Origin of the sequence: Sphingomonas sp. (assembly GCF_013812825.1) — a bacterium.
Lineage (GTDB): Bacteria > Pseudomonadota > Alphaproteobacteria > Sphingomonadales > Sphingomonadaceae > Sphingomicrobium.
In genome coordinates this window covers 39,223-58,497 of sequence record NZ_JACCSU010000076.1, presented here as the reverse complement: position 1 = coordinate 58,497, position 19,275 = coordinate 39,223, and the positions used below count along the sequence as shown (strand labels likewise).

Annotated in this window: 13 protein-coding genes; 4 read left to right on the top strand and 9 right to left on the bottom strand. The window is 61.8% G+C overall.

What is annotated here, in order from left to right; translation table 11 throughout:
* Positions 1-32 precede the first annotated feature (32 nt).
* The 4 genes from H0T81_RS10575 to H0T81_RS10560 all read right to left on the bottom strand — a co-directional run bounded on the left by H0T81_RS10575 (position 33) and on the right by H0T81_RS10560 (position 7,514).
* Positions 33-461 (bottom strand): hypothetical protein, encoded by a 429-nt coding sequence (locus H0T81_RS10575; protein ID WP_294012812.1) that lies wholly within the window; start codon positions 459-461, stop codon positions 33-35.
* A 167-nt stretch (positions 462-628) separates the two neighbouring features.
* Positions 629-2,260: a hypothetical protein gene (locus H0T81_RS10570; protein WP_294012809.1), complete on the bottom strand. Its 1,632-nt coding sequence runs from the start codon at positions 2,258-2,260 to the stop codon at positions 629-631.
* Entirely contained in the window at positions 2,257-3,399 is a 1,143-nt protein-coding gene (locus H0T81_RS10565; protein WP_294012806.1) for a hypothetical protein, read from the bottom strand. Before H0T81_RS10565 ends, H0T81_RS10570 begins: the two co-directional genes overlap by 4 nt.
* On the bottom strand, positions 3,396-7,514 hold the full coding sequence (locus H0T81_RS10560; RefSeq protein WP_294012803.1) for a hypothetical protein: 4,119 nt from the start codon (positions 7,512-7,514) through the stop codon (positions 3,396-3,398). Before H0T81_RS10560 ends, H0T81_RS10565 begins: the two co-directional genes overlap by 4 nt.
* A gap of 936 nt (positions 7,515-8,450) precedes the next feature.
* On the opposite strand from H0T81_RS10560, the gene H0T81_RS10555 reads away from it, so the two are divergent.
* The 3 genes from H0T81_RS10555 to H0T81_RS10545 all read left to right on the top strand — a co-directional run bounded on the left by H0T81_RS10555 (position 8,451) and on the right by H0T81_RS10545 (position 10,616).
* Positions 8,451-8,972: a hypothetical protein gene (locus H0T81_RS10555; protein WP_294012800.1), complete on the top strand. Its 522-nt coding sequence runs from the start codon at positions 8,451-8,453 to the stop codon at positions 8,970-8,972.
* 525 nt (positions 8,973-9,497) lie between these two features.
* Complete coding sequence (locus H0T81_RS10550; protein ID WP_294012797.1) at positions 9,498-10,016, top strand: hypothetical protein; 519 nt, start codon at positions 9,498-9,500, stop codon at positions 10,014-10,016.
* A gap of 84 nt (positions 10,017-10,100) precedes the next feature.
* On the top strand, positions 10,101-10,616 hold the full coding sequence (locus tag H0T81_RS10545) for a hypothetical protein (RefSeq protein WP_294012794.1): 516 nt from the start codon (positions 10,101-10,103) through the stop codon (positions 10,614-10,616).
* 356 nt (positions 10,617-10,972) lie between these two features.
* Here the strand turns inward: H0T81_RS10545 and H0T81_RS12785 are convergent, their stop codons facing one another.
* The 5 genes from H0T81_RS12785 to H0T81_RS10525 all read right to left on the bottom strand — a co-directional run bounded on the left by H0T81_RS12785 (position 10,973) and on the right by H0T81_RS10525 (position 17,246).
* Positions 10,973-11,356: a Kazal-type serine protease inhibitor family protein gene (locus tag H0T81_RS12785; protein ID WP_366474262.1), complete on the bottom strand. Its 384-nt coding sequence runs from the start codon at positions 11,354-11,356 to the stop codon at positions 10,973-10,975.
* A 168-nt stretch (positions 11,357-11,524) separates the two neighbouring features.
* Positions 11,525-12,511 carry a hypothetical protein gene (locus H0T81_RS10540; RefSeq protein WP_294012791.1) on the bottom strand — a complete coding sequence of 329 codons (987 nt, stop codon included), beginning with the start codon at positions 12,509-12,511 and terminating at the stop codon, positions 11,525-11,527.
* A gap of 1 nt (position 12,512) precedes the next feature.
* The gene (locus H0T81_RS10535) at positions 12,513-13,418 is read right to left on the bottom strand and encodes a tyrosinase family protein (RefSeq protein ID WP_294012788.1); all 906 of its coding nucleotides are present in this window, start codon (positions 13,416-13,418) and stop codon (positions 12,513-12,515) included.
* Positions 13,419-13,883: 465 nt separating this feature from the next.
* Complete coding sequence (locus H0T81_RS10530) at positions 13,884-15,089, bottom strand: hypothetical protein (RefSeq protein ID WP_294012785.1); 1,206 nt, start codon at positions 15,087-15,089, stop codon at positions 13,884-13,886.
* A 12-nt stretch (positions 15,090-15,101) separates the two neighbouring features.
* Positions 15,102-17,246, bottom strand: a complete 2,145-nt coding sequence (locus tag H0T81_RS10525) for a hypothetical protein (protein ID WP_294012782.1) — start codon at positions 17,244-17,246, stop codon at positions 15,102-15,104.
* A gap of 378 nt (positions 17,247-17,624) precedes the next feature.
* On the opposite strand from H0T81_RS10525, the gene H0T81_RS10520 reads away from it, so the two are divergent.
* Positions 17,625-19,211: a hypothetical protein gene (locus H0T81_RS10520; protein ID WP_294012779.1), complete on the top strand. Its 1,587-nt coding sequence runs from the start codon at positions 17,625-17,627 to the stop codon at positions 19,209-19,211.
* Positions 19,212-19,275 lie beyond the last annotated feature (64 nt).

Genomic DNA, 19,275 nt, shown 5'->3' with positions numbered 1-19,275 from the left:
CCCGCTCTCAGCCTCGGCACACCTAGAATCGATTACCAGATGCTGCTGTCGGTAATGAAATTGCCAGCATTGACCCGGATGTTCATCGCTTCGCCGTTTGCGAGGAATATCTCGACGATGCTCTCAACGCTCGTCAGCGTCAGCCACGGTCCTCCTGGCGTGATGTCGCCCGACGGGATCTTAATCGCGATCCCGACCGCCCAGTGCTTCAGCTCGCCGTCGTGGGCGTCGTTCCACTGCCCGTCCTGGAAGGCGAGCCCGCCATTGTAGGAATTGCGCATGGTGACGCGGCGGGCTCGGCCGGAATCCCAGCTGGTTCCGCCCCAGATGCTTGAGCCGCCCTTTCGATAAATCGAAAACTGCGCACCGATGCTTGAGTAAAAAAGAAAGTTGTTTCGCCAGGCCTCAACTTCGACCTTCCAGTTGCCGTCCCTGCTGATCTGTGTGACTTCACTCGCCATTCTGCATCTCCCCTTTCCATTCGCCACAGGCGCCGAAATCAGAGTTGGTCGCCATTCTGCCGTGCAGTCCTGGGTTGATTCGCGACTGGCGCATGATCAGATTCCAGCCGTCCCGCACTGAGCGGCGGTGATCGCCGGCAGGGCATGGGCAACGGCTGGGCCGAACATCACGGAGCATCGGGAGTCGGCGCCTCCTGGACCAGGCGCGTGAGCAGGTCATTCGCCTGCCAGTACGCCCACGAGCGTCCGAGGTGGTCTGTGCGACGGGTACCCGACTCCCATTTGCGGTCCGCCCGCTGCGGCACCTTGATTCCCCAGCGTCCGCTGTAGTGCCACCAGGCCGGGGGCTGCAGGTCCTTCTCGCCCTGATCAATTGCGCTGAGGCGCGAAACGACACGCACGTCAAAGTACGGAACGTCCCATCCCTGAGCTGAACCCGCGTTGGTAGGCCACGCGCCGGGCGCCGAGCCTCCGCCGGCAGCCGGATCGGTCTCCCCGACAGGCGTGCCGGCCGCCGGGTTGCCGGCTTCCGGGCCGGTGCTCACCGGCGGGTCCGGGGGATGTGGGATGTCGCTCTGGTCCATGTCATCGTCCCAGATCTCGGTCAGGAGGCTGATAAGTGCCATCAGGAGAGCGATGATCAGGCCGACCAGAAGCCCGGCGACCAGCGCGATTATCAGGGGCAGCCCGAGTATCCATGCCCACCACGGCCATTCATCCCAGACCACCCCCAGCGCCGACCCGAAAAGGACCACGAGACCAAGGCCCTCGATGTCGCTGCCAGGCTCGTACTCAAGAGGCGGCCATGGTTCGCCCTCAGCCGGTGAGGCCTCGCTCGGGTCAGCGGCAGGCAGGAAGCGGTGGGTTCCGGCCGTGGTCCAGACCCCTACGCGCCCGCCCTCGAACGAGGTCTGCTCCCCGACGCGCCACACGGTGCTGGTTGGACGTTGATCCCCGGGTTCCGAGCTCAGGACCAACCACGCCGGCTGCCCGAGGTCACGCACGTCGATGCGGCGCGGCCGATGGGTCTCATCCAGCTCCCTGCCCTCAACCGCAGCCGCATAGAAGAGGCTGATCGCCGCCCATTGCCCCTCAATCGGCCGCGAGCCCTGCGCGGCCAGCGGTTCCCGAGCTGCAAACAGAAAGTTGTAAGTAACCTGAAGATAGCCGTCGAGCCGGGTCGCTGTAGCTCCAGCAAAATCACTCAGGCCTGCGGCAGTGGCCACGCGGGCGTGTGCCCCGGCCCAGTCGATCTCACAGTAAACGGCCGGCGAGGGGGGCTGGTGTTGTCCAAAGCGCGGACGGTTTGCATCGGTGGCGAGCAGCTCCCACGGCTGCTCGTGGTTCATAGCTGACGCGAGCTCGGAAAACGCCCGGTAAAGGTAGTCGAGGTCTCCGCCATCCTGTGGCGCCGCTGGGTTGGCCCAGCCGGCGAAGTCAAGGAACAGCTCGGCATCCGGCTCCGCCGTCCCGCGGTAATCCGGATTGCCAATTGCGTCAGCGCCTCCGTCGCTCTCCGGCCGCAGCGGCGCGTCGTCAGGATTGGGCGCACCCGCCAACTGCCTGACATTGGTAACGTCGGCGTCAGCCGTGCACAGAGCGGTGCCCCGGTGGTGCGGGTCAGGCGTCAGGGCGGCGACGTCACCCGGGTGCTCCCGTCCGGCCCAGGGAGCGCTGCTCGCGTGCGTAAGCCATGACTCGGCACGGATGGGGAAATAACGCTCGCGCCTGTCGAAGCGAATGTGCGGGAGGGCACCGAAACCAAGCGCGCGCAGGTCTTTGGCAGTGACTTCGGTCACGACTGCTCCTTCCCTTTCGGTTCGTCGCGTTTACGGGGCCCTCGCTTGCGTGGCTGCCGCGGCTTGCCCTCGTCGTCGGGCGGCCTGTCTGCCGGCGGGTAGCCCGGCTGCGGATTGTCCTCGTCCACCGATTCGGTCAGCGGGTCGCCGCCACGTGGCGGACGTTCCTCCTCGTCTGCGGTTTCCGGCTGACACAGCGTCGCGTCGAGTGAGTTGAGTATTCGCCGATCACTCAGCAACGGCGCCACCAGCTCGCGCAGCGCGTGCGCGGCATCCTGCTGTACCGCGGAACCGGCGCCATCCTTGACCAGCTGACGGGCCTTCGCAGCCAGATGCCCGAGCTCGGTCCAGCGACGCCCCGCGAGGGCCGAATGGAGCTGAGCTCCCAGCGCAGGCGCAGCGGCGGCAGCGGACGGCGACAATTGCCCATGCACCTTCGCCGTGATCTTTTGAATGGCCTGCCGGAAATCCGCGAGCTTCCGGCGGTCAAAGCCGCGCTCGCGGAGCGCCCGCTCAACCGTCGCGACCTTCTGAAAATTCGTGCAGCAGTCGCGGTCCGGGGGGTCAGGTCGGTGGTGCCACAGCCACACGTGGGAGACATCACCGTCGAGCGTGTAGCCACCATCGCTCGGCTCGGGCCAGTGGCCGATACTCACGCCGTTTGGGCCCAGCGGGCGCCCCGGCCCCGGGACGTCCTGACGCACGTGGACCACCTTGCCATCCAGGGCGACCCAGCTCGTGCTGACGCCATCATGCCCGCAGTCGGCTCGGTGCCACTGTCCGTCAAAGAGCGGCAGCCCGCTCGCGGAAGCGCCACGCCAGTCACCATTCTGATCGAGGATCGTCGTCTGCAACTTGCCGCCCGGCGCTGCGAACAGTGCGAACGTCAGATGCCCCTCGATCAGGTTGTTGCGGCGAGTCTGGGCGTGCGGGTCGAGCCGGAACGTGACGCTCGCTCGAAATGCGCCGAGTTCGTACAGGGTCCCCGACGGTGGGACGTCGATGCGGGAACCGGCATGTTTGAAGCGCAGCGCGCCCGAGTTCGGCTGAACAAGCCTGGCGATGCCATGGTTGCCAAAGCCCGAGACGTCCCACGGCAGCCCGGTTGAATAGCGATGATGAAGAACGAGGCGTTTCATGACCAATACGGATCCCAGGGGGCGTCGTACATGCCGGTGAAACCGTGGCTTCCAAACTGCGCCGAGCCGAACGGCGTTTCATAAGCCGCCATCCACCACCAGCTGTCGTCGCTGGTCTCGTCGTCCTGCAGATACCGGAAAGGATCCCAGTCAATGCCGACCTGGGGGCCGACAGCGAAGGAGCCCTCCACGGGGCTTATCTGAATCTCGACCGCGAGCTCGGTCGGCCACCCGCCGACTTCCAGTCGCGCGCGGCGGCGAGCCGCCATCTTCCGATCGCCCAGCTTGACCTTGAAGATGCGGGTCGTCAGCTCTCCGCCGCTGACCGTGGCCTGGAAGTTGCTTCCGCCTCCCTCGAAGGCCTCGCCCATGGAATGCAGAATCGCCTCCACCGGCTCGGAGCCGTGCGGCGTCAGCGTCAGGTGCCAGATGTCGCTGAGCGAGTACAGAACATCGCGACCCCAGATCACTCCCAGGTCCGTGGAACCGACGTCGCCGGCGTCAACGTCCATGGCGCTGTCCCACCTGACGGAGCTCATCCGGCCGAGGCGAAGTGTTCCGGAGGCCAGGATTCGCGTCGCGTCCAGTTTCCAGCGCTTCGCATCAATCGGTCCGTACCGGATCGGGTTCGCAAGATCGCTGGATTCCAGCTCGTTGACCAGCTCCGGGTTGCGCCAGCCGCTGACGAGCACCAGGCGTGGCGGGATCTGTCTTAGCTGCGCGCGAGTATAGGCCGCCTCGACTACTTCAGCGACCCGGAACCAGACAGAGGGCTCGGCGATCATCTCGCCAATCGCATGGTCCGCGGACGGTGGCGCCGGCAGGAACTCGCCCGTCGACTCGAGCTCCACCACACCCGGGCCCAGCAGCGCGATGATGTGGTCGGGCGTTCCCGAGAGCCTGAGGTTGCTCGTGTCGCGCCCGCGGTCAGTCGTGGTCCGGCGCGAGCGGGCGATGACGGAGATGCTGCGGTTCGGGCGGTTCGGGTCGAGTCCGATGTCGAGGCGGGACCACCCGTGCAGTTCCGGGATCTCCTCGAGAACGTCGGCGCGCTCGGGCATGCGCATCGAACCAAGCACTCGCGTGAGCGGAAGGCGGGTGCGCGCCTCGGCGTCGGGGATGCCCCAGCCAGACATTGCGAACGAATTCACAGCGATACGCGCGGCGATCGCGGCTACCTTGCCACGGTCGTCGACCGCGACGGCCGGGTCCAGGTCGTCGAGCTGCTCGAGACGGACCTTCGGCCCGGCGGTCGGAGCACGCAGCCGCGTGCGGTGCTCGGCTCGATCGTCGGCAACGATCGCCACCCTCGCTCGCACGGGGCCGTCGGCCACCAGCCGGGCCCCCGCCTCGCCGCGCGCCCGATCGCCGATACGGTACCAGGCGAGCAGCGGCGGCGGCGTCGGGTCGGGCGGCGTCCCACTTTCGACGGTAATCGCCAGTTCCGTCGCCGAGCCGCCGGTCACAACGCTCCCCCGCCCTCCGCGCCAGAAGACCGGCCGGCCGGCCCAGTCGTCGCTGAACGAAGCCTCCGCGTCGACGATTCGGGTTGCGTCGGTGCCCTGGCCGAGAGTTCCCAGATCGCCGCCGAAGCGCAGCGTTACTGTCTCGGGCACGCCTGCGACGACGTCGAGGGGCTTCCTGCGGGTGTCGGAGGCGCTGCCACGCGCGCCTTCCTGTGCCGCAAGGCGAAGAAGCGCGCCGCCAGGCAAGGTGGCGGCGATGCGCGCGCCGACGCCAGGTCCCGTAGGCGGGCTCTTCCAAGCGTAGCGGTCGTTTCCAGCCACATCGACGACGCTCGGCACGGGCAGCAGGTCAATACGCGCGCCCGGGCGAAGCGCATCAATCTCCATCACCATTGCGGACGATGCGGTCACTGTGTCGATGAAGACCCGTACCTGCTCGAGGAGTGGACCGGTTGCCCCTTCCACCGCCGGCACCTCGACGTGCAGCTCGCCGGGTCGCTGCTGCGGATCGGACGCGTCCGCAAGCTGGCCCGGCTCGACGGTCAGCATCGAGATGTCGAGCTCGGTCGTGGCGGCCAGACGCCCGACGCGGGTGTTGATGCTCGTGCGATCCCCGCTTTCATCGGGGATCGTCAGGCGAATGCGCGCGGCGCAGGGCTGCGCCATCTCCAGGCGCGCAGCGAAACGCTCAACGTATCCAGGGGCCCGCCGCAGGTCGAGCCGCCGCAGCCCGGCCACGTCGACGGCGGCGAACGCCGTCTGACCGGCGGGCGGGAGCCCGATGTCGACTGTCAGTTCGGGTCCCGGACCGGCGACCGGCAGATTGGTCTTTTCCGGGGGACCAAACCGCACAAGCAGCCGCCCGATGGTGTCCGTCGCGGTCGGCTCGACTTCGAGCGCCACCGTGGGACTTTCGCCCGCGACAGGCGCGCCCTGCCATTTGCCGACCACCGCCCGGATCGGGGCGTATTTGCGAGCATCGTGAATAGCCGCCGACTCGCCCGGTATCCGGTCGCGCGGCAGGACGAGTTCGAGCGCGAGATCCGTGGGCAGGCCCTCGAGGACGACGGCCATTGCGCTGGTGGGGCCGATCTCCGGAACTGCCACAACTCTTGCGTGCAGGCTCGCCATTGCGCTCGCGCGCCAGCCGGCGAAGACGCGGCTGAATGGGGCACTGTCGCTAAGCGGTGGCGCAAGTGCCGCGAGCCCGGTGGTCGGGTGGAGCGCGAACGTCGCCTGCTCGGGCAGGCCGCCAAAGATCGTCATGCCAGCCGACGAGAGCTGTGTGGAGGTCTTCACCTCAACCGCGGTGGCGCCCGCGTCCCAGCGGAAGTGCATTCCCTCGAGGTTGCCACGCGTCGGACGCAGCTTGGCCAGACCGTTGGGCGGCAGCTCCGCAACCGTCGCCTCGAGCGTCTGCATTCGCTGCCCCGGCAGCACCTCGTCGTAGGAGTCGGTGCGGGCCAGCAGCTTCATGCCCGCAGGCGAGGGCGGGGCGAGCTGCGCCTTGTCACCCCACGTGATCTGCAGAAAGCCCGGATCGCCCGGCTCGCCCGGCACCGCCGTGTTGGGATCAGGCAGCACGTCTGAAATCGTGACGCCGGCAGCCATATCGACAACGGCCTCAGGCGTGGTCCAGCCGCCCGGCGCCAGTCGTGCGCGGTACAACACCCATTCCGTGAAATGCGAGAAGCCCGGGCTGGGCGGCGACTCCACCGACACGGATGCTCCGGTGTCCGCTGTCACTACCGCCGAAGCGGCCCCGGGCGGCGACAGCGTTCCGTCGTTACGCCGGGCAGCCACGGAATAGCGCCAGCGGCGGCTGGACCCGGAGCCACCGGTCACCCGAACGGCGGGGCGGGCGCTCGGCACCCAAGGAGTCGTCACCTGCGCTGCAAGCTTCACGTCCGGAGCCGGAAACGTGATGGCGACGCGAGTTCCGGTCACCGGCGCGTCAGTGTCGACGGTCAGAACGCCGTCGACTTCCAGCCGCGCAAGCTTGTTCGTGAGTGTGATGAGATTAACCCCCAGCAGTGAGGTGAGGCTGTTGAGGAGCGTCGCGTCCAGCTTGTCGAGTCCGGCAGTCGTGCCGAGGTACGCCTTACGCGAAGTGACAGGGCCGTCGGCGATCCAGACCACCGCCGGTGCGCCGCCGGGATTGTCAATCATGGCCTGAGCGGGCGAAAGCCTGCCATCCGGAGACGTCGGGATTTTGGCAGTCACGGTGAACTCAGCGGGCGGATCGAGGGCGCTGCCGTTCGCGGCGAGGCCGAGCGAGAGAACTATCACCGACAACCGTTCGGCGGCTGCGTCCGGCAGCACCGACCGCTCCGGGCACAGGACGACTTCTACACGAGGCTTTTCATACGACGCGACGGCTGTGGCATCGAGTTTTAAGGTGAGCTTGACCACGAGCCAGCTGCCGTCCAGCGAGACGTCCGCGCTGACGGTGTGCTGGCCGGAGACACTGCTGCCGCTGGGCGCTTCGAAGTACACCGGAGCGGGCGTCGCCGTGCCAGCGCTGAAAGGCACCAGCGTGTACTGCCAGGGCGTGGTGTCGGACGCGCGCGCACGCGCGTAGGTGGATATGACTTTGCGCGCCTCGCCGGGGGAGGGCAGCAGCGCCGCCAGCTGCTCGATGCCGCTCATGAGGCGCGATTGGCTGCGGCCGCGCCTGCAGCCGAAGTGCCAGGCATCGAAACTTGGATGAGTGGTTCACGGGCAAACCCATTCCACGGAGGAAGCGCCGCGCCGGCCAAATTCCACCCAGATCGATTCATTGGAACCGCCATCCAACAGGGAACCGCCGTCCAACAGACGACATCGGGCTCACCGACGGCCCGTGCACTGCGTGAGGCAGAGCAACAAAGTTGCCCCAAAGGTACTGCCAAAGCCTATCAGCGCGGCTTCTATCCACAGCGGCAACGTCAGGGCGGCTATGCCCCCGCTGAAATACGCTATTATCGCAAACAATAGGGCTGCGGCGGCCAGGATAAGCCACACCCACCAGGGGATGCGACGCAGGCAATTCCAAACACAGCCAAGCATGTGTCTCTCCCGGTTTCGACGTCCCCATTCGGGATACTCAGGCTTGGGTTTTTCCCAAGCATAAGCACGCCTCCCGCGAACATCGGTTCACGTTCCGAGCATCACACATCACCACAAGAACAACAGTGACGCTTTCATGCGCGCGTCACATTGCGGTTGAACGCTTCACCACAAAACTCGCTCGAGCCGGTCGCAGAATCTTAGCAGACCGACCTCCCGGCACATCCGTCAAATTTTCGACTCGGCCCGAGTAACATCCTTTGCTGCCCGGGGTGAGTCAAGGCTGGTCCTTCGCACTGTTCTTCGGGGGTAAGTTCTGAAGCCAATGCCCAGTGCGATGCTTCGTTTGGCCGCATCCCCCCGCGGATTAGCGCCAAACTGCGCCCTTCCCCAGTGACCGTTAGCCGACCGTCTCGTTCTGCCCCGTCTAACAACCAGGAGGCGAAGTGGGAGTTAGGCTATAGCCAACCTAGCTTCTTGTTCGCTCTCATTGCTGGCGTATACATTAGGCTAAGTAGGTGATGAGGAGAAAGGCTCATGGAAAACGCGGAGCCATCGCGGATTACCGCTACAGCACTTTTCTCGTCTGTGCTGCATCAAGTGTCCTTTGAGCGCGAAGGGGAACCGGTCGCGCTTAGCAGCTACGACATTCCTATGACATTCGCTCAACCTAATAACGAGCCCCGAGTCGAGAAAGTCTTACTCGATCCAACCTACTTCGAGCCAGCGCCTCCCAGCTCGGATCCCGATGACTTCACCGTCAGGATGCGCGTCGATGTCGCGGAGAGTGATACTCCCTACAGCAGCTTTTCGTTGTGCAGCTGGGAGCAGGGAAAAACGACCGCTGAGTGCGCGGTCGAGGACGACGGTGGAGTATTCACGATCCTGGTACTCAGTCGGGGTCAAACTCTTCAGACGAGCTCCTTCGTGATCCGATTGTCTGCATCACAAGATCATCATGGTTTCTACATTGGGATTGATGAAGAAGGAGAGCCTGATTCCGCCATCCTTGTCCGCACCAAAGCGGGAGATGTGAACGTTCCCATCCTTTTCGACTAGCAAGGGAGTCATGACCTCCAAGCTGTGGAAATCGACTTCACTCCGGAGTCACTCGTCCGAAGCAATGCCAATCATCTGTTATTTGCGAGGCGGCACATGGAAGAAACGCTACAATCATATCGATGCACTGCCACAAGTGAGTCCTTCGGACATGAGCGTCCCGATGCCAGCGCTCCGGTCTACCAATGGAATGGCGAGGATTGCGTTTTACAGGTGGGGGCGATCGCTTACACATCTCTTTACCCAAACGAGGATCGGAGCTGGCTGAGACTGTTCGCCGTGCCGAACGGCCATGGATCCACTTATCTCGGTTTTCATAAGGGTGTGAAATTTGACCTTGAGGAGATCGAGGAAGGCGACAGTTAAGCCCATACCTCCATTCCCTGTTCGAAGGCTTCGCGTTGCTTCGACTAAAGAGCCGCGAGCCCGGAATTTGCGGCGGCGGGACGCGTGTTGCAGTGAGGCTTTGTGAGAGCTCCGACTGTCGAATTATGGTATGGATATAACGCGAGAGAGGAGGAAGGCATGGCCTGGTCGTCGAAGCAGCAATCTTCCTACGCGGCGTTCATGCACAATTATGTGCGCAACTACAGTCAGCCGATCGACTGCGCAGATCTCGCTTTGGCCGGTCTCGCGACCTTTGCCGGACAGAATGCCTTGCCCGTGCGATTGTTCGACTATGAGGAACGTCCGAAACGGTGGCTGGCGTTCGACCCTGCAACTGATGACTGGCAGAGATACAGTCGGCGTATCAGGTCTGAAATGGGGGCGATCAACGTCATCGAAAACAGCAGGGCCATAACGCTGGAGCACGCGCGCGCGGGGGACCTAATCATGACTCAGAATCATGGCGGCGGCTCCACCGGGCACACGCGTATTATCACCTCGATCCAGCTCGAAGAGGGCCAGAATGATTATCTGGTGGAATGGTACCAAGGGAACCTGCCGCCCGTTGTCCCTGAAAGGCGCGAGGCTTTGTTTCGGACTATTCCCAACGTCTACGGTGCCTCGCCGCGTCGCTGGCGGTTCGATCAGTTTCATTGATGATGAGGCTCTTGCTGCAGCCAACTAATTGCCCGCGCCGCCTTCCTAACTCAAGATAGAACCGACGGGCAGAGAGGGGATGAGATGAAAAAGGGAATGATCTGCTGTGCTTTGCTGGCGACCGCCTCGTGCGACTCGAGCCCGCGGTCAACGGACAATCAAATGGAGATAAATTCGCCCGGCAACGCGGCAGCCCAAAACCAGGACAGCGTCGCTGTTCCAAAGGCCAACGGCGCCGACGATGTCGATCTGTCAGCCTATGTCGGAAAATATCCTCCGGAGCCAGTAAACGGCGTGCGCTTCCTAGAACACCGGCAAGTGCGTGGGCCGGTTGAGGCGGTCCTTCCCGATGTCAAGATCCGGCGCTGGATCTTCGGAAACACGGGCCCGCAGACGCCTATCGCAGCGCGTGGCACTCTGATTATATCCCATGGGTGCGAAGCGCATAATTGCTCCGATCGGAACTGGGCCGTGCTCATCGATCAGTCCGACGGCTCGGCACAGGTCTGCTATTTCGAGCTTCAGGAAATGGGTGACCAATCGCGCTGGTACACCAGCCAAGGCTCTGAGCTCAGAAATGAAGAATGTCCGTCTAAATGAGTGCCTGCGGAACCGGCCACAACTTTCCCGCCAATCCACGACTCGGCCAAATCAGTCATTTACTGCCCGAAGCGACTCAAGCGGCTGTTCCAGCACTGCGCTCCTGGAGGACAAATTCCTCCTTTGAGGGCTAGCTGGGGTCGGTGCTCAAACCTATTGTAATGGAAGTATTCCCACTGCCGAAAGCGCGAAGGCGGCGCGCTTTTCCCGGCGCGTTTCGCGCGGGAAGAAAGACTCCAGCTCTGAATCGAGCGATCAAGCAATTAGTTGAACCGGGACCAACTCACGTGCTTGACGATGGGCGCGACAATCACTGACCGCTTCGCTGTCGCCAAGCTACCTTGCATCCTTATTTCTCAGCCGTCCGGCTTCTTACATTGTCCGGCGGTTTGCACATTTACACCGGCAGCCGACGCTTGGCAGGCATTCCCGTAGGTTTTCCCGTCGCACCCGCAAACCGGGACGTATTCCTGGGTACAAACCTCGGGCGGCGTCGTACACGTGCCCTGTGCGTCAGCCACGCCACACTGGCCGGCTTCTGTCTTGCAATAGTCATTCGCGGAGGAGCATTGTGCGCCCGCTATCCCACCGCAAACACCCCCTGTTGGCACGCCCGCAGCAAGTGGCACCCCGGCGGCATTACTGGTGTTTGATCCACCTGCCGATTCCTGGCTCGAATTTGAACTCGCGTCTGTAGCGACTTCATTGTCGGCAGATCCCGACTCTTGCTGACAAGCCATCGCAGCGCAGCACCCGGCCAGGAGCAAAGGAGAAAGGCGCATGATCTTCATGATAGGACCTCCTTTTTGCTTTTCCGAGCTGGCAACGTCTTACCGCATTTGAAGGAGTGTTGACAGTCCTCAGTCATCAGACGGACTCTGACGCGCGCACGCCTTCCACTCGCGATTCTACCTCGTTGTTAACTCTCCTCGGAGATCAACCAGGGGCTCAATTACTGCACCGATGTTTTGCCTTGGCGTATGCTGCCTCACGTCGTTGATCTTGTTGTCAATCACACGAAGCAGCTGTGACCGCTGAGCCGCGTCGAGCCCACCACTCAATTCCATGTGCGACGCCTGGGCCCGAAGGACAGTTGCGAACAACCCCGGTGGTGTGGCGGGATCAGCCGTCAACAGTGAGCCGTAGGTCGCGAAGCTTCGATCGTATCGGGCCAACGAGTCCGCCGCCGCAATTCTGAGGACGACACTGGCTTTGTTGTTAAACAACACTTTATTTCGGATCATTGCTCGGTCCGCTGCTCTGGCCGCAAGGGCAGTGACTGCTGCTTTTTTTGCCGCAGGCGTCGGACTCTCCAACAAGTCAATTAGACAGGCACGCGCGAGATCTGGCTGCGCCAGTCCGCAAGCGTTCGCAGCTTCAGGCTCGGTGATGAGGTCAGAACGGATTGCCTGTGGAATTCGAGTAAGGATGCTTGCGTGAGACAGGCTTGCGAGACCTTTCAGTGCAGGCTTAGCGACCAATGGACGGGTATCGGACGCAGCTGCTTGCAGAGCAGTTTCAACCAGTCGACGTTGAGCGTCGACCGCCGCCGCCCAGGGGCTTGAGCTTGCGCCGTGGGAATGATGCCCAAGCAGGGCAACCGAAGTAAACAGAACTTCGACCGCGTGAACGGCCACTGCGTCATCAGAGTCACTAATGAGCCGCGCTGCCACGCTCAACGCTTCCTGTTCGTTGATGAGGGCAAGTTTCTTCAAATCTGCGACCCGTGATCCCGGATCCCTCGTCGGATCAGCAGCCGCAGTCCGCAGCGCCGCCACCTCAGCGGCTTGGGCCGCCTGGAATGCGGCCACTCTCGAATCGCCAACATTCTGAGACGGGGCAGACACGGGAGCGACCGTCAAACCTGCAATCATGATCACTTTACGAAGCGCCATTCTAACTCCGGGCAAGTGGGAGGCCAGTATAGCCCATATCGTCGTAGCAGTAACCAAGGTCAGTGCCACCGTGCGAGCCCATATAATCGAGCTGGGACTCAGGAGTTGTCGGCTGGACAATCGTGCCGCTCAACCCAGACTTCATCGAGTGGCCTGCTGCCGGCCAGTGGCCGTCCCCCGGCCCCGCGTACCAAGGCCACATCGTGTCTCGCACATAAACGCCGCGCGGATAATAGCCTGCATCTGGCCCCGATCCAGGATGAGTGCCTTGCGCGGAATAGGACAACTCGTTCTGTGGATCGAAGTGGGCGTGTTTCCACTGCCAGTGGGCCCAGAGACGATCAACATTGCCGTGGATCAGAAAGAAGAGCGGGTCCGCAGGTGCAGACGGACCGGCGAGCCAACCCCCGACCGAACGGTGAACGGGATTGTGAAACCGGTTCTCGAGTTGAGGCTGGAAAAACAGATAGCGCTCGTCCAGCGCGTCCGCTGAAAGACCGACATTGATCCCGTCGGCTGGTCGCTCACCCGGATCCCGCAGAAGCCGGCCAAGTTCGTCGTCCGCCCAGCTGCCCATTTGGCCGCCCGGCGAAAATTCACCTCCAACCTCGGTGACACCCATGAATTCTGAAGTGAAGATCTTGCTCGAAGGGAGATCATATCGCCAATAGGGTACTGTCACACGGGGGTCGATCTCCTGCAGCCGCCGTTCAAGGTCGAGGAGAAAGGCTCGATGCCACGGCAGGAAAAGCGGCGATTTGTGGATACCCAATCTGGCAGCCGCGCCATGCAGTCGCCAATAACTGCTATATGATGGACTTGGCCCATCCTGGTCCTTGAGCTTCGCGAGAGCAGCCATGAAAAGACTGATTTCAAAGTCCGTCAACCGATCGGCATTCTTTCTCACACGGACCATGACTGGCAGCGTTGCGAGCGTAGCGCCGGATTGGTCTCGGACCAAAATCTGAACATCCTTGGCGCCCTTGGACGCTCGCTGACCTGAAACCCAAAAGTTCGTCCAAGCGCTGGTTATCGTAACAGCAATGCTTGCGGCCGGGTTATGTGTCGCCGCTAGCGGACGATCTTGCGCGGTCTGAAAGGCAACTAGGCCGCCGTCGGGAGTCCCCCCGGCTTCAACTGAGACCTGAACGCTCGCGTTTGCATTGCCAGCGCTTGCTAGCCTTACGCGCGCTTCGACCGGCGCCCAGCAGACGTAGTCGTCTGCTCCGTCGGCAGTTCTGCGAACTTCGATTGAGACCTGTGCGGAAGACTGAACCGAATGAAAGACCGCAGTGCACACGAGAAGCAGAGCACGGCCTAACACGCTCTCTTTCACACAGGTCACAAGACTACCGTCCGACCCTGGGCATGGTCAGTTCCCGGGAGCAATGACGCTCGCTGACACTGTCTGCGCAGTCGGATCCGCAGGGCGCCTGAATCGGGTCAGCACCGCGTTGGCGGTGCCGGGAGCCGCGGAAGAAACGAAAGAGAAGTTGAAGCTCGTTCCCCAACGTATGGCGTTGGCCTTTGGATCGGCTTCATAAGCAGCAGTGCTCCAGACGAGACGACCTCCGTCTGCTCTTCCTGTCCAGGGAGAAGTCGACCAGATCTCACCTTTTGGGGCCATCGATTTGAACCAGACGGAACTCATATCTACCCCGCTCACCGGAACCGAGAATCCGTTGAACGCCAGGTCACTGTTCATGTTGTAGACGAGGTAGTCGTAACGATAACGTCCATCCGCCAGGCGAGTCGCCTTTGAGCCGACCAGTGCGAACGTGCGAATACCCGATTCAAGTCCTTCAATTTCAGTCAGCTGTGCACCGGCTTCACGCCAGGCGTGGGCAGCAGGCTGCAATCGGACCTCCTCGCTTGCGTTACGGAGCACCCAGCTTCCGTTTCTCAGAACTGGTTTTACCTCTCGATAGGTCACATTGTTTCGGCTGTTGCCGGCTACCGCATCATCGGCCGCGACGTAATGAGCTTCGACAAAAAATCGAGCTGTCGGCGCCGCAAGCGCGCTTTCTTCAACGAGAAGAATTCTCTCCGCCGGAATGCTGGATGGATAGCCGGTCAGATCCTGTGCCCTGTTGCCGTCGAAATCCCCGCTCGCTGGATTGTCTATGCGGCTGCGGGGTCCCAGGTTCGCCGGGTTCGCATTTAGGTCCTCGGTATACAGATCGGAGCACCCGGGGCGAAGGCGATTGCCACCCGATCCCGGCTGGCACGGCATAGGAACTTCGCGCAGACCGGAGCAATCATCCTGGTTGGTTGCGTAGAACCCATGCTTCACCCACGATGCAGCCATCTGTTCCATTCGACCATCCTGCAGCCGGTATAAATTGAGGGTGATCGCCGGATGGCGCTTGTCCGGCAGCCGCATCCAGTTCACCGGCTGGTCGCCGATGTTGCACGCATTCGTGGAGGCTGTGATCCCAACCTGAGTCGTTCCCAAGCGGCTGTCCTCACGCGCATCATCGACAAAACCAACGATCACATCAGGACCCGCGGCAACGCCGGGGCTCACGGAGGCAGCGCAAACAGAAACAGTCAACAGCAGTGCGAAAGCTTGCCGCATGAGTTCCCTCCTTCATTGAACGTCGATAAAGAAGACGTGATCCTTGTCGCTGAATGCTTCGACGGCACCATCGAACGTGTACCGTTTTGCCGACACTCGTATGAGGTACCGCTTGCCCGACGCAGCCGGAAAAACGAGTCTGTATTGGCGCGGCACTGTAGTTGGTGGCGGGTCCGTCCAGCGCCTGTGGCCTGCAAATGACAGGTCCCTGAAGATAACGTTCCGCCCGTCCGTAAAGATTCCCGGGGCAAGCTCGCTTGCACCGATCCCTTTCACTTCGTCGAGAGAAGGATAATCCGTCGGAGGGGGAGGCTGAGCACCTGCAGCGACGGTGACTTCCTGAACAGCAACATTGAACCGGACGTCATCGCGTTCAGGCACGGCCCCGAGACCGTTCAAGTAGGTCCAGGATAGATGGACCTCTCGATCCATCAACTGACCAGCTCCGTCACGATTGACGGTTGACGACAAAGCAAAATTGTCGGGAGCGAACGCATCCCCAATTCGTGTGGAGTCGAGCAGCGCAGACTCCGGCGCAGGCGCCGAGGTGTAAATGCGTGGCGCATCTGTGGGAGGTTGCATCATGAGCGCCTGAAGCACCGACCAGTCTGAAGTTCCCAGCTCGGTTCCCGGAGGTTCGCCTGACAGATCGTTTCCATTTGGCGGGGGCAGCATCCACGGATGAATCTTGCCGTCACCCGCGCGCAAAGCCCACGGCGTGCGGAAAGCATTTTCCGGTGCAGCATCTCCAGGAATGCTGCCCAACCGACCAACTGAATCCGAAGCGAACCTTGCCGTGTTCAGATTAGTGAGCCCGTGGCAAGCTGTGCAGTTACCGCTTGGGTCAGAGACCATACGACCGCGATCAATCGTTGCTCGATGCGCGGTGTTATAGCCTGTTCCAACGACTCGGTACGGGGCCCTGAGCCCCCTCAGGCCTTCTGGAAAAAGATCGCCGAGGCTGAACGCGGTCTGCGCAGCCTGACTTCGATAGCCCACCCGCGCCTGTTTGATATACGGGGTGATAATTCTAGGCTCTTTGTTGTCGTGGCAGGCGGCACAATCCACAGCGAAGGTCGGATCGTAAGTTCGAGCCGCTACTGCGCGGCCGGCGGCGTCCTGATACCCGCGTCCTCCGGGCGCGACCGTCGGACCGCTCCACGTAAAGGACTGGCTTGGAGCACCGTCGAAGAAAGCGACCTCACCCGTCTGTCGGTTGAATCCGATGTACCCGAGCAGTGCATATTCCGGATTATCCTGAAGCCAGTAACGGTCTGCGGCTAATGCTCCAGGACGCGGCATTGTTTTGCGGGCGAGAAGAAGCCATTCAATATTTCCGCGTACATACCTGCCAACTCGGGAAGCGGTCCCGCAGGGAGTCACACCTCCCGCAAGTGACGGCTTGTCACATTGCGGAACAGTGGTTGTCCATTTGGCCACTGACCCCGCGCTGTCGCGGTGTTCAAACTGAAGTGCATTGCCCGGTGCGCCTGGATTGGCCTTAAGTTCGACCCGGTTGCCATCCACCTCGACGAAGAGGGCGGCGACCTGAGCGGTGTAGCCATTATCGAGCCCAAAGCTTCCCAGTCGCGATACGTCGAACTGCGGGATCAGCCCGAAAACTGACCGTACTTCGTCAGCGTAGCGGAGGTTCACGTCGCTCTCTTTGGACGCCGGAGCCCAGAATATCTCGCTGTTCCATGCCGCCGCCCGCTCGGCAATATATGCCAGTCGAGGCAGCCGCCCTGAACCGGAAAACAGCTCCAGCCGTTCGCCGCTTGCAAGCTTCTGGCGATAGGTCTGATCTAGCCCTTGAAGCACTTGTTGGGCCTCGATGTGCTTACGCAGCTGCTCCCTGTATTCCTTCACCCGCGGATCGTTGTCTGGGAGCTGCTCCATCGGCCAGCGAAACGGCGCAATGACCGGAGCTACTTGAGCGCCTTTAGCAGTGAACGTTATCTTGGGCGCGGCAGGTCCCGGGGCCACGTTTTTGAGCTCACCGCGAATGAACTGCTCGTAAGTGGGAGCGGTCTGGGTTCCGACTCTTTGGGCCAAAAGGGCAGTGCCGAAAAGGAGCGCCGCGGTAACCAGGGCGAGATTCGCGCACCGGCGGACGAGAACATCGGGGCGGCCTAACTGATCAGCTTTGAGTGCCATCTGAATCCCACGCAGAACCGTTGCCGCTCACAATTGCGGTAGCTGCTGGTCAGGTGGATTCGGCAACGCTGACGACTGAATATCCGCCGAGTTAACGGCAAATGCAAGCCTGCAAGCGCTGCCGAAGCGAGATGATCTATGGGCCGCGCTGAAGTTGGCGGCCGCTGGTTGGTTCTCACTGATCGCGAGTTGCTGGCATTTCGCAAAACAAATGTATTGACTCGGTCCTGACGCTTCATAAGCTTCTGTACTTCAGGGGAATCAAAGCAACGGATGCTCGGCCGTTGCGGAGACGTCCGCAACACCAACGTCGGACTCATATGAGTCGGCGAATGGCTGCTTGCCTGCGGGGCATTTATGAATTGCTATAGTATGTTTTTGGGGGCCGTTGCCTTAGTTGGGACTGCGGATGTCGCTGCACAGGCGCCTGGTAGACCGCTTGATGAGACCCGACTTCGGGCCGCAATTGCGGAGGCGGAGCAGGCGAGGGCAGCCGCAGCCGAAGCGCTGCAGAAGGCTGACGATGCGATCGCCATCCTAAAGCGCAGTTTGCCCGCTGAACCGGCGGCGGTGAGTTCGCCAAAATCAGCTACGGAGCTTCGTGCGGCTGAGACAAAGCGCGCGCCGGTCCCTCGTCCAGCAACGATGCCAGCCTGTGATGCGGGCGGCTCGCAAGGGTCTATCGGCGACTACATGGTGCAGACGGGGGCTGCGGACCGACAGAAGAAGGAAAGCAGCTATTCAAACGAGCCCGGCACTAACGCGGGAATCAATGCCTTCGTGTACCATTGCCTTGGGCTGACCCGTGCCACTGACTACGAGACCATCACTAACCTCAGTGCACAATTCACAGGAACCAAAGGAAGTGAGCAGATTGAGGCTGTTCTTTCTCGTACGGCGCGAGCACTGAAGACCGCAGCCAGCGATCGGGAGACTGCTTACGCAGCGACCTACAACCGCTACTGGGTCGGTGGGTTTGGTCGCACTGGATCAAGTGGTGACGCGCCATTGATCGATCTTACGGAGTCCAACTTCGCTTCGGGCGTAGGCATCGTCGGAGGGTTTGAATGGGGTCGCATGCCGGCAGTGCCACAAGTGGAGCTTGTCGCTGCGGTTCACAGGGGCCTCGCGAAAGCGCGACAGGAATGTGTCCTTGCAAACAGCCTCGTCGACCCTCTGACCAACGCCGATGGGGCGCCTGGCGACCGACCCCGTCTTGCGCCTGATCCGATCTCCAGGTGCGTAGGTGACGAGCTGGTGAAGTGGATGTCTCAGCCCAAGCGAGCAAATCAATACTGGACCGACATTGTCTCGCCGCTTTGGGGTTACAAGGGAACACCAGAGGCCTTCGCAGGAGTGCAAGCCCGCTACGCCTTCCAGAAGGTGAGCTATCGTCCGGTCATTGACCCAAAAACGGGCGCAGTCATCGTGACGACGCTGCCGCCAGCAGAGGAGATTCATCCCAGGCCGTTTTCGGTCAAACTGTACGGCGGGCTTAACCGGCCGTTGATGCACAACGATGAGAAGCTGGCGACGGTTGGTCCAGCCGCTTCGCTGACCTACCGCCGAGAAGTGGACTTCATCGAGGGAACTTCCGGCAAGACGATCTGCACGCCTGCTGTCGATGGAGCTACGTTCCACATATGCAAGACCGACCAGAAGCTTGCGGCCCCGTACACCACCACCGGCTTTGTAGCCGGCATCGGACTCAACCTGCAGTTACGGCGCTATTGGTATCTGCCGGCCATCGCGATAGCTCCCCGCTTTACCTATGCCTTCGACACCGAACGTCCAGGTATTGAGGTCCCGGTATTCCTTCTTACTGACCCGGAAGGGAAGCTGAACAGCGGCGTAAAATATACGTGCCGGTTCCGCGGCGAAACAGAGGAAGGTCTGGAGCTCAAGAAGTCGTGCAACATCAATCTGTTTGTCGGCACCAGTTTTGAGATCAACAGAACGCCATAACCGACCCGGAGTTTGACAGCGGGGCCATGCAACACGTGTGGGGCGCGCCGGCGGCCACCGGTAA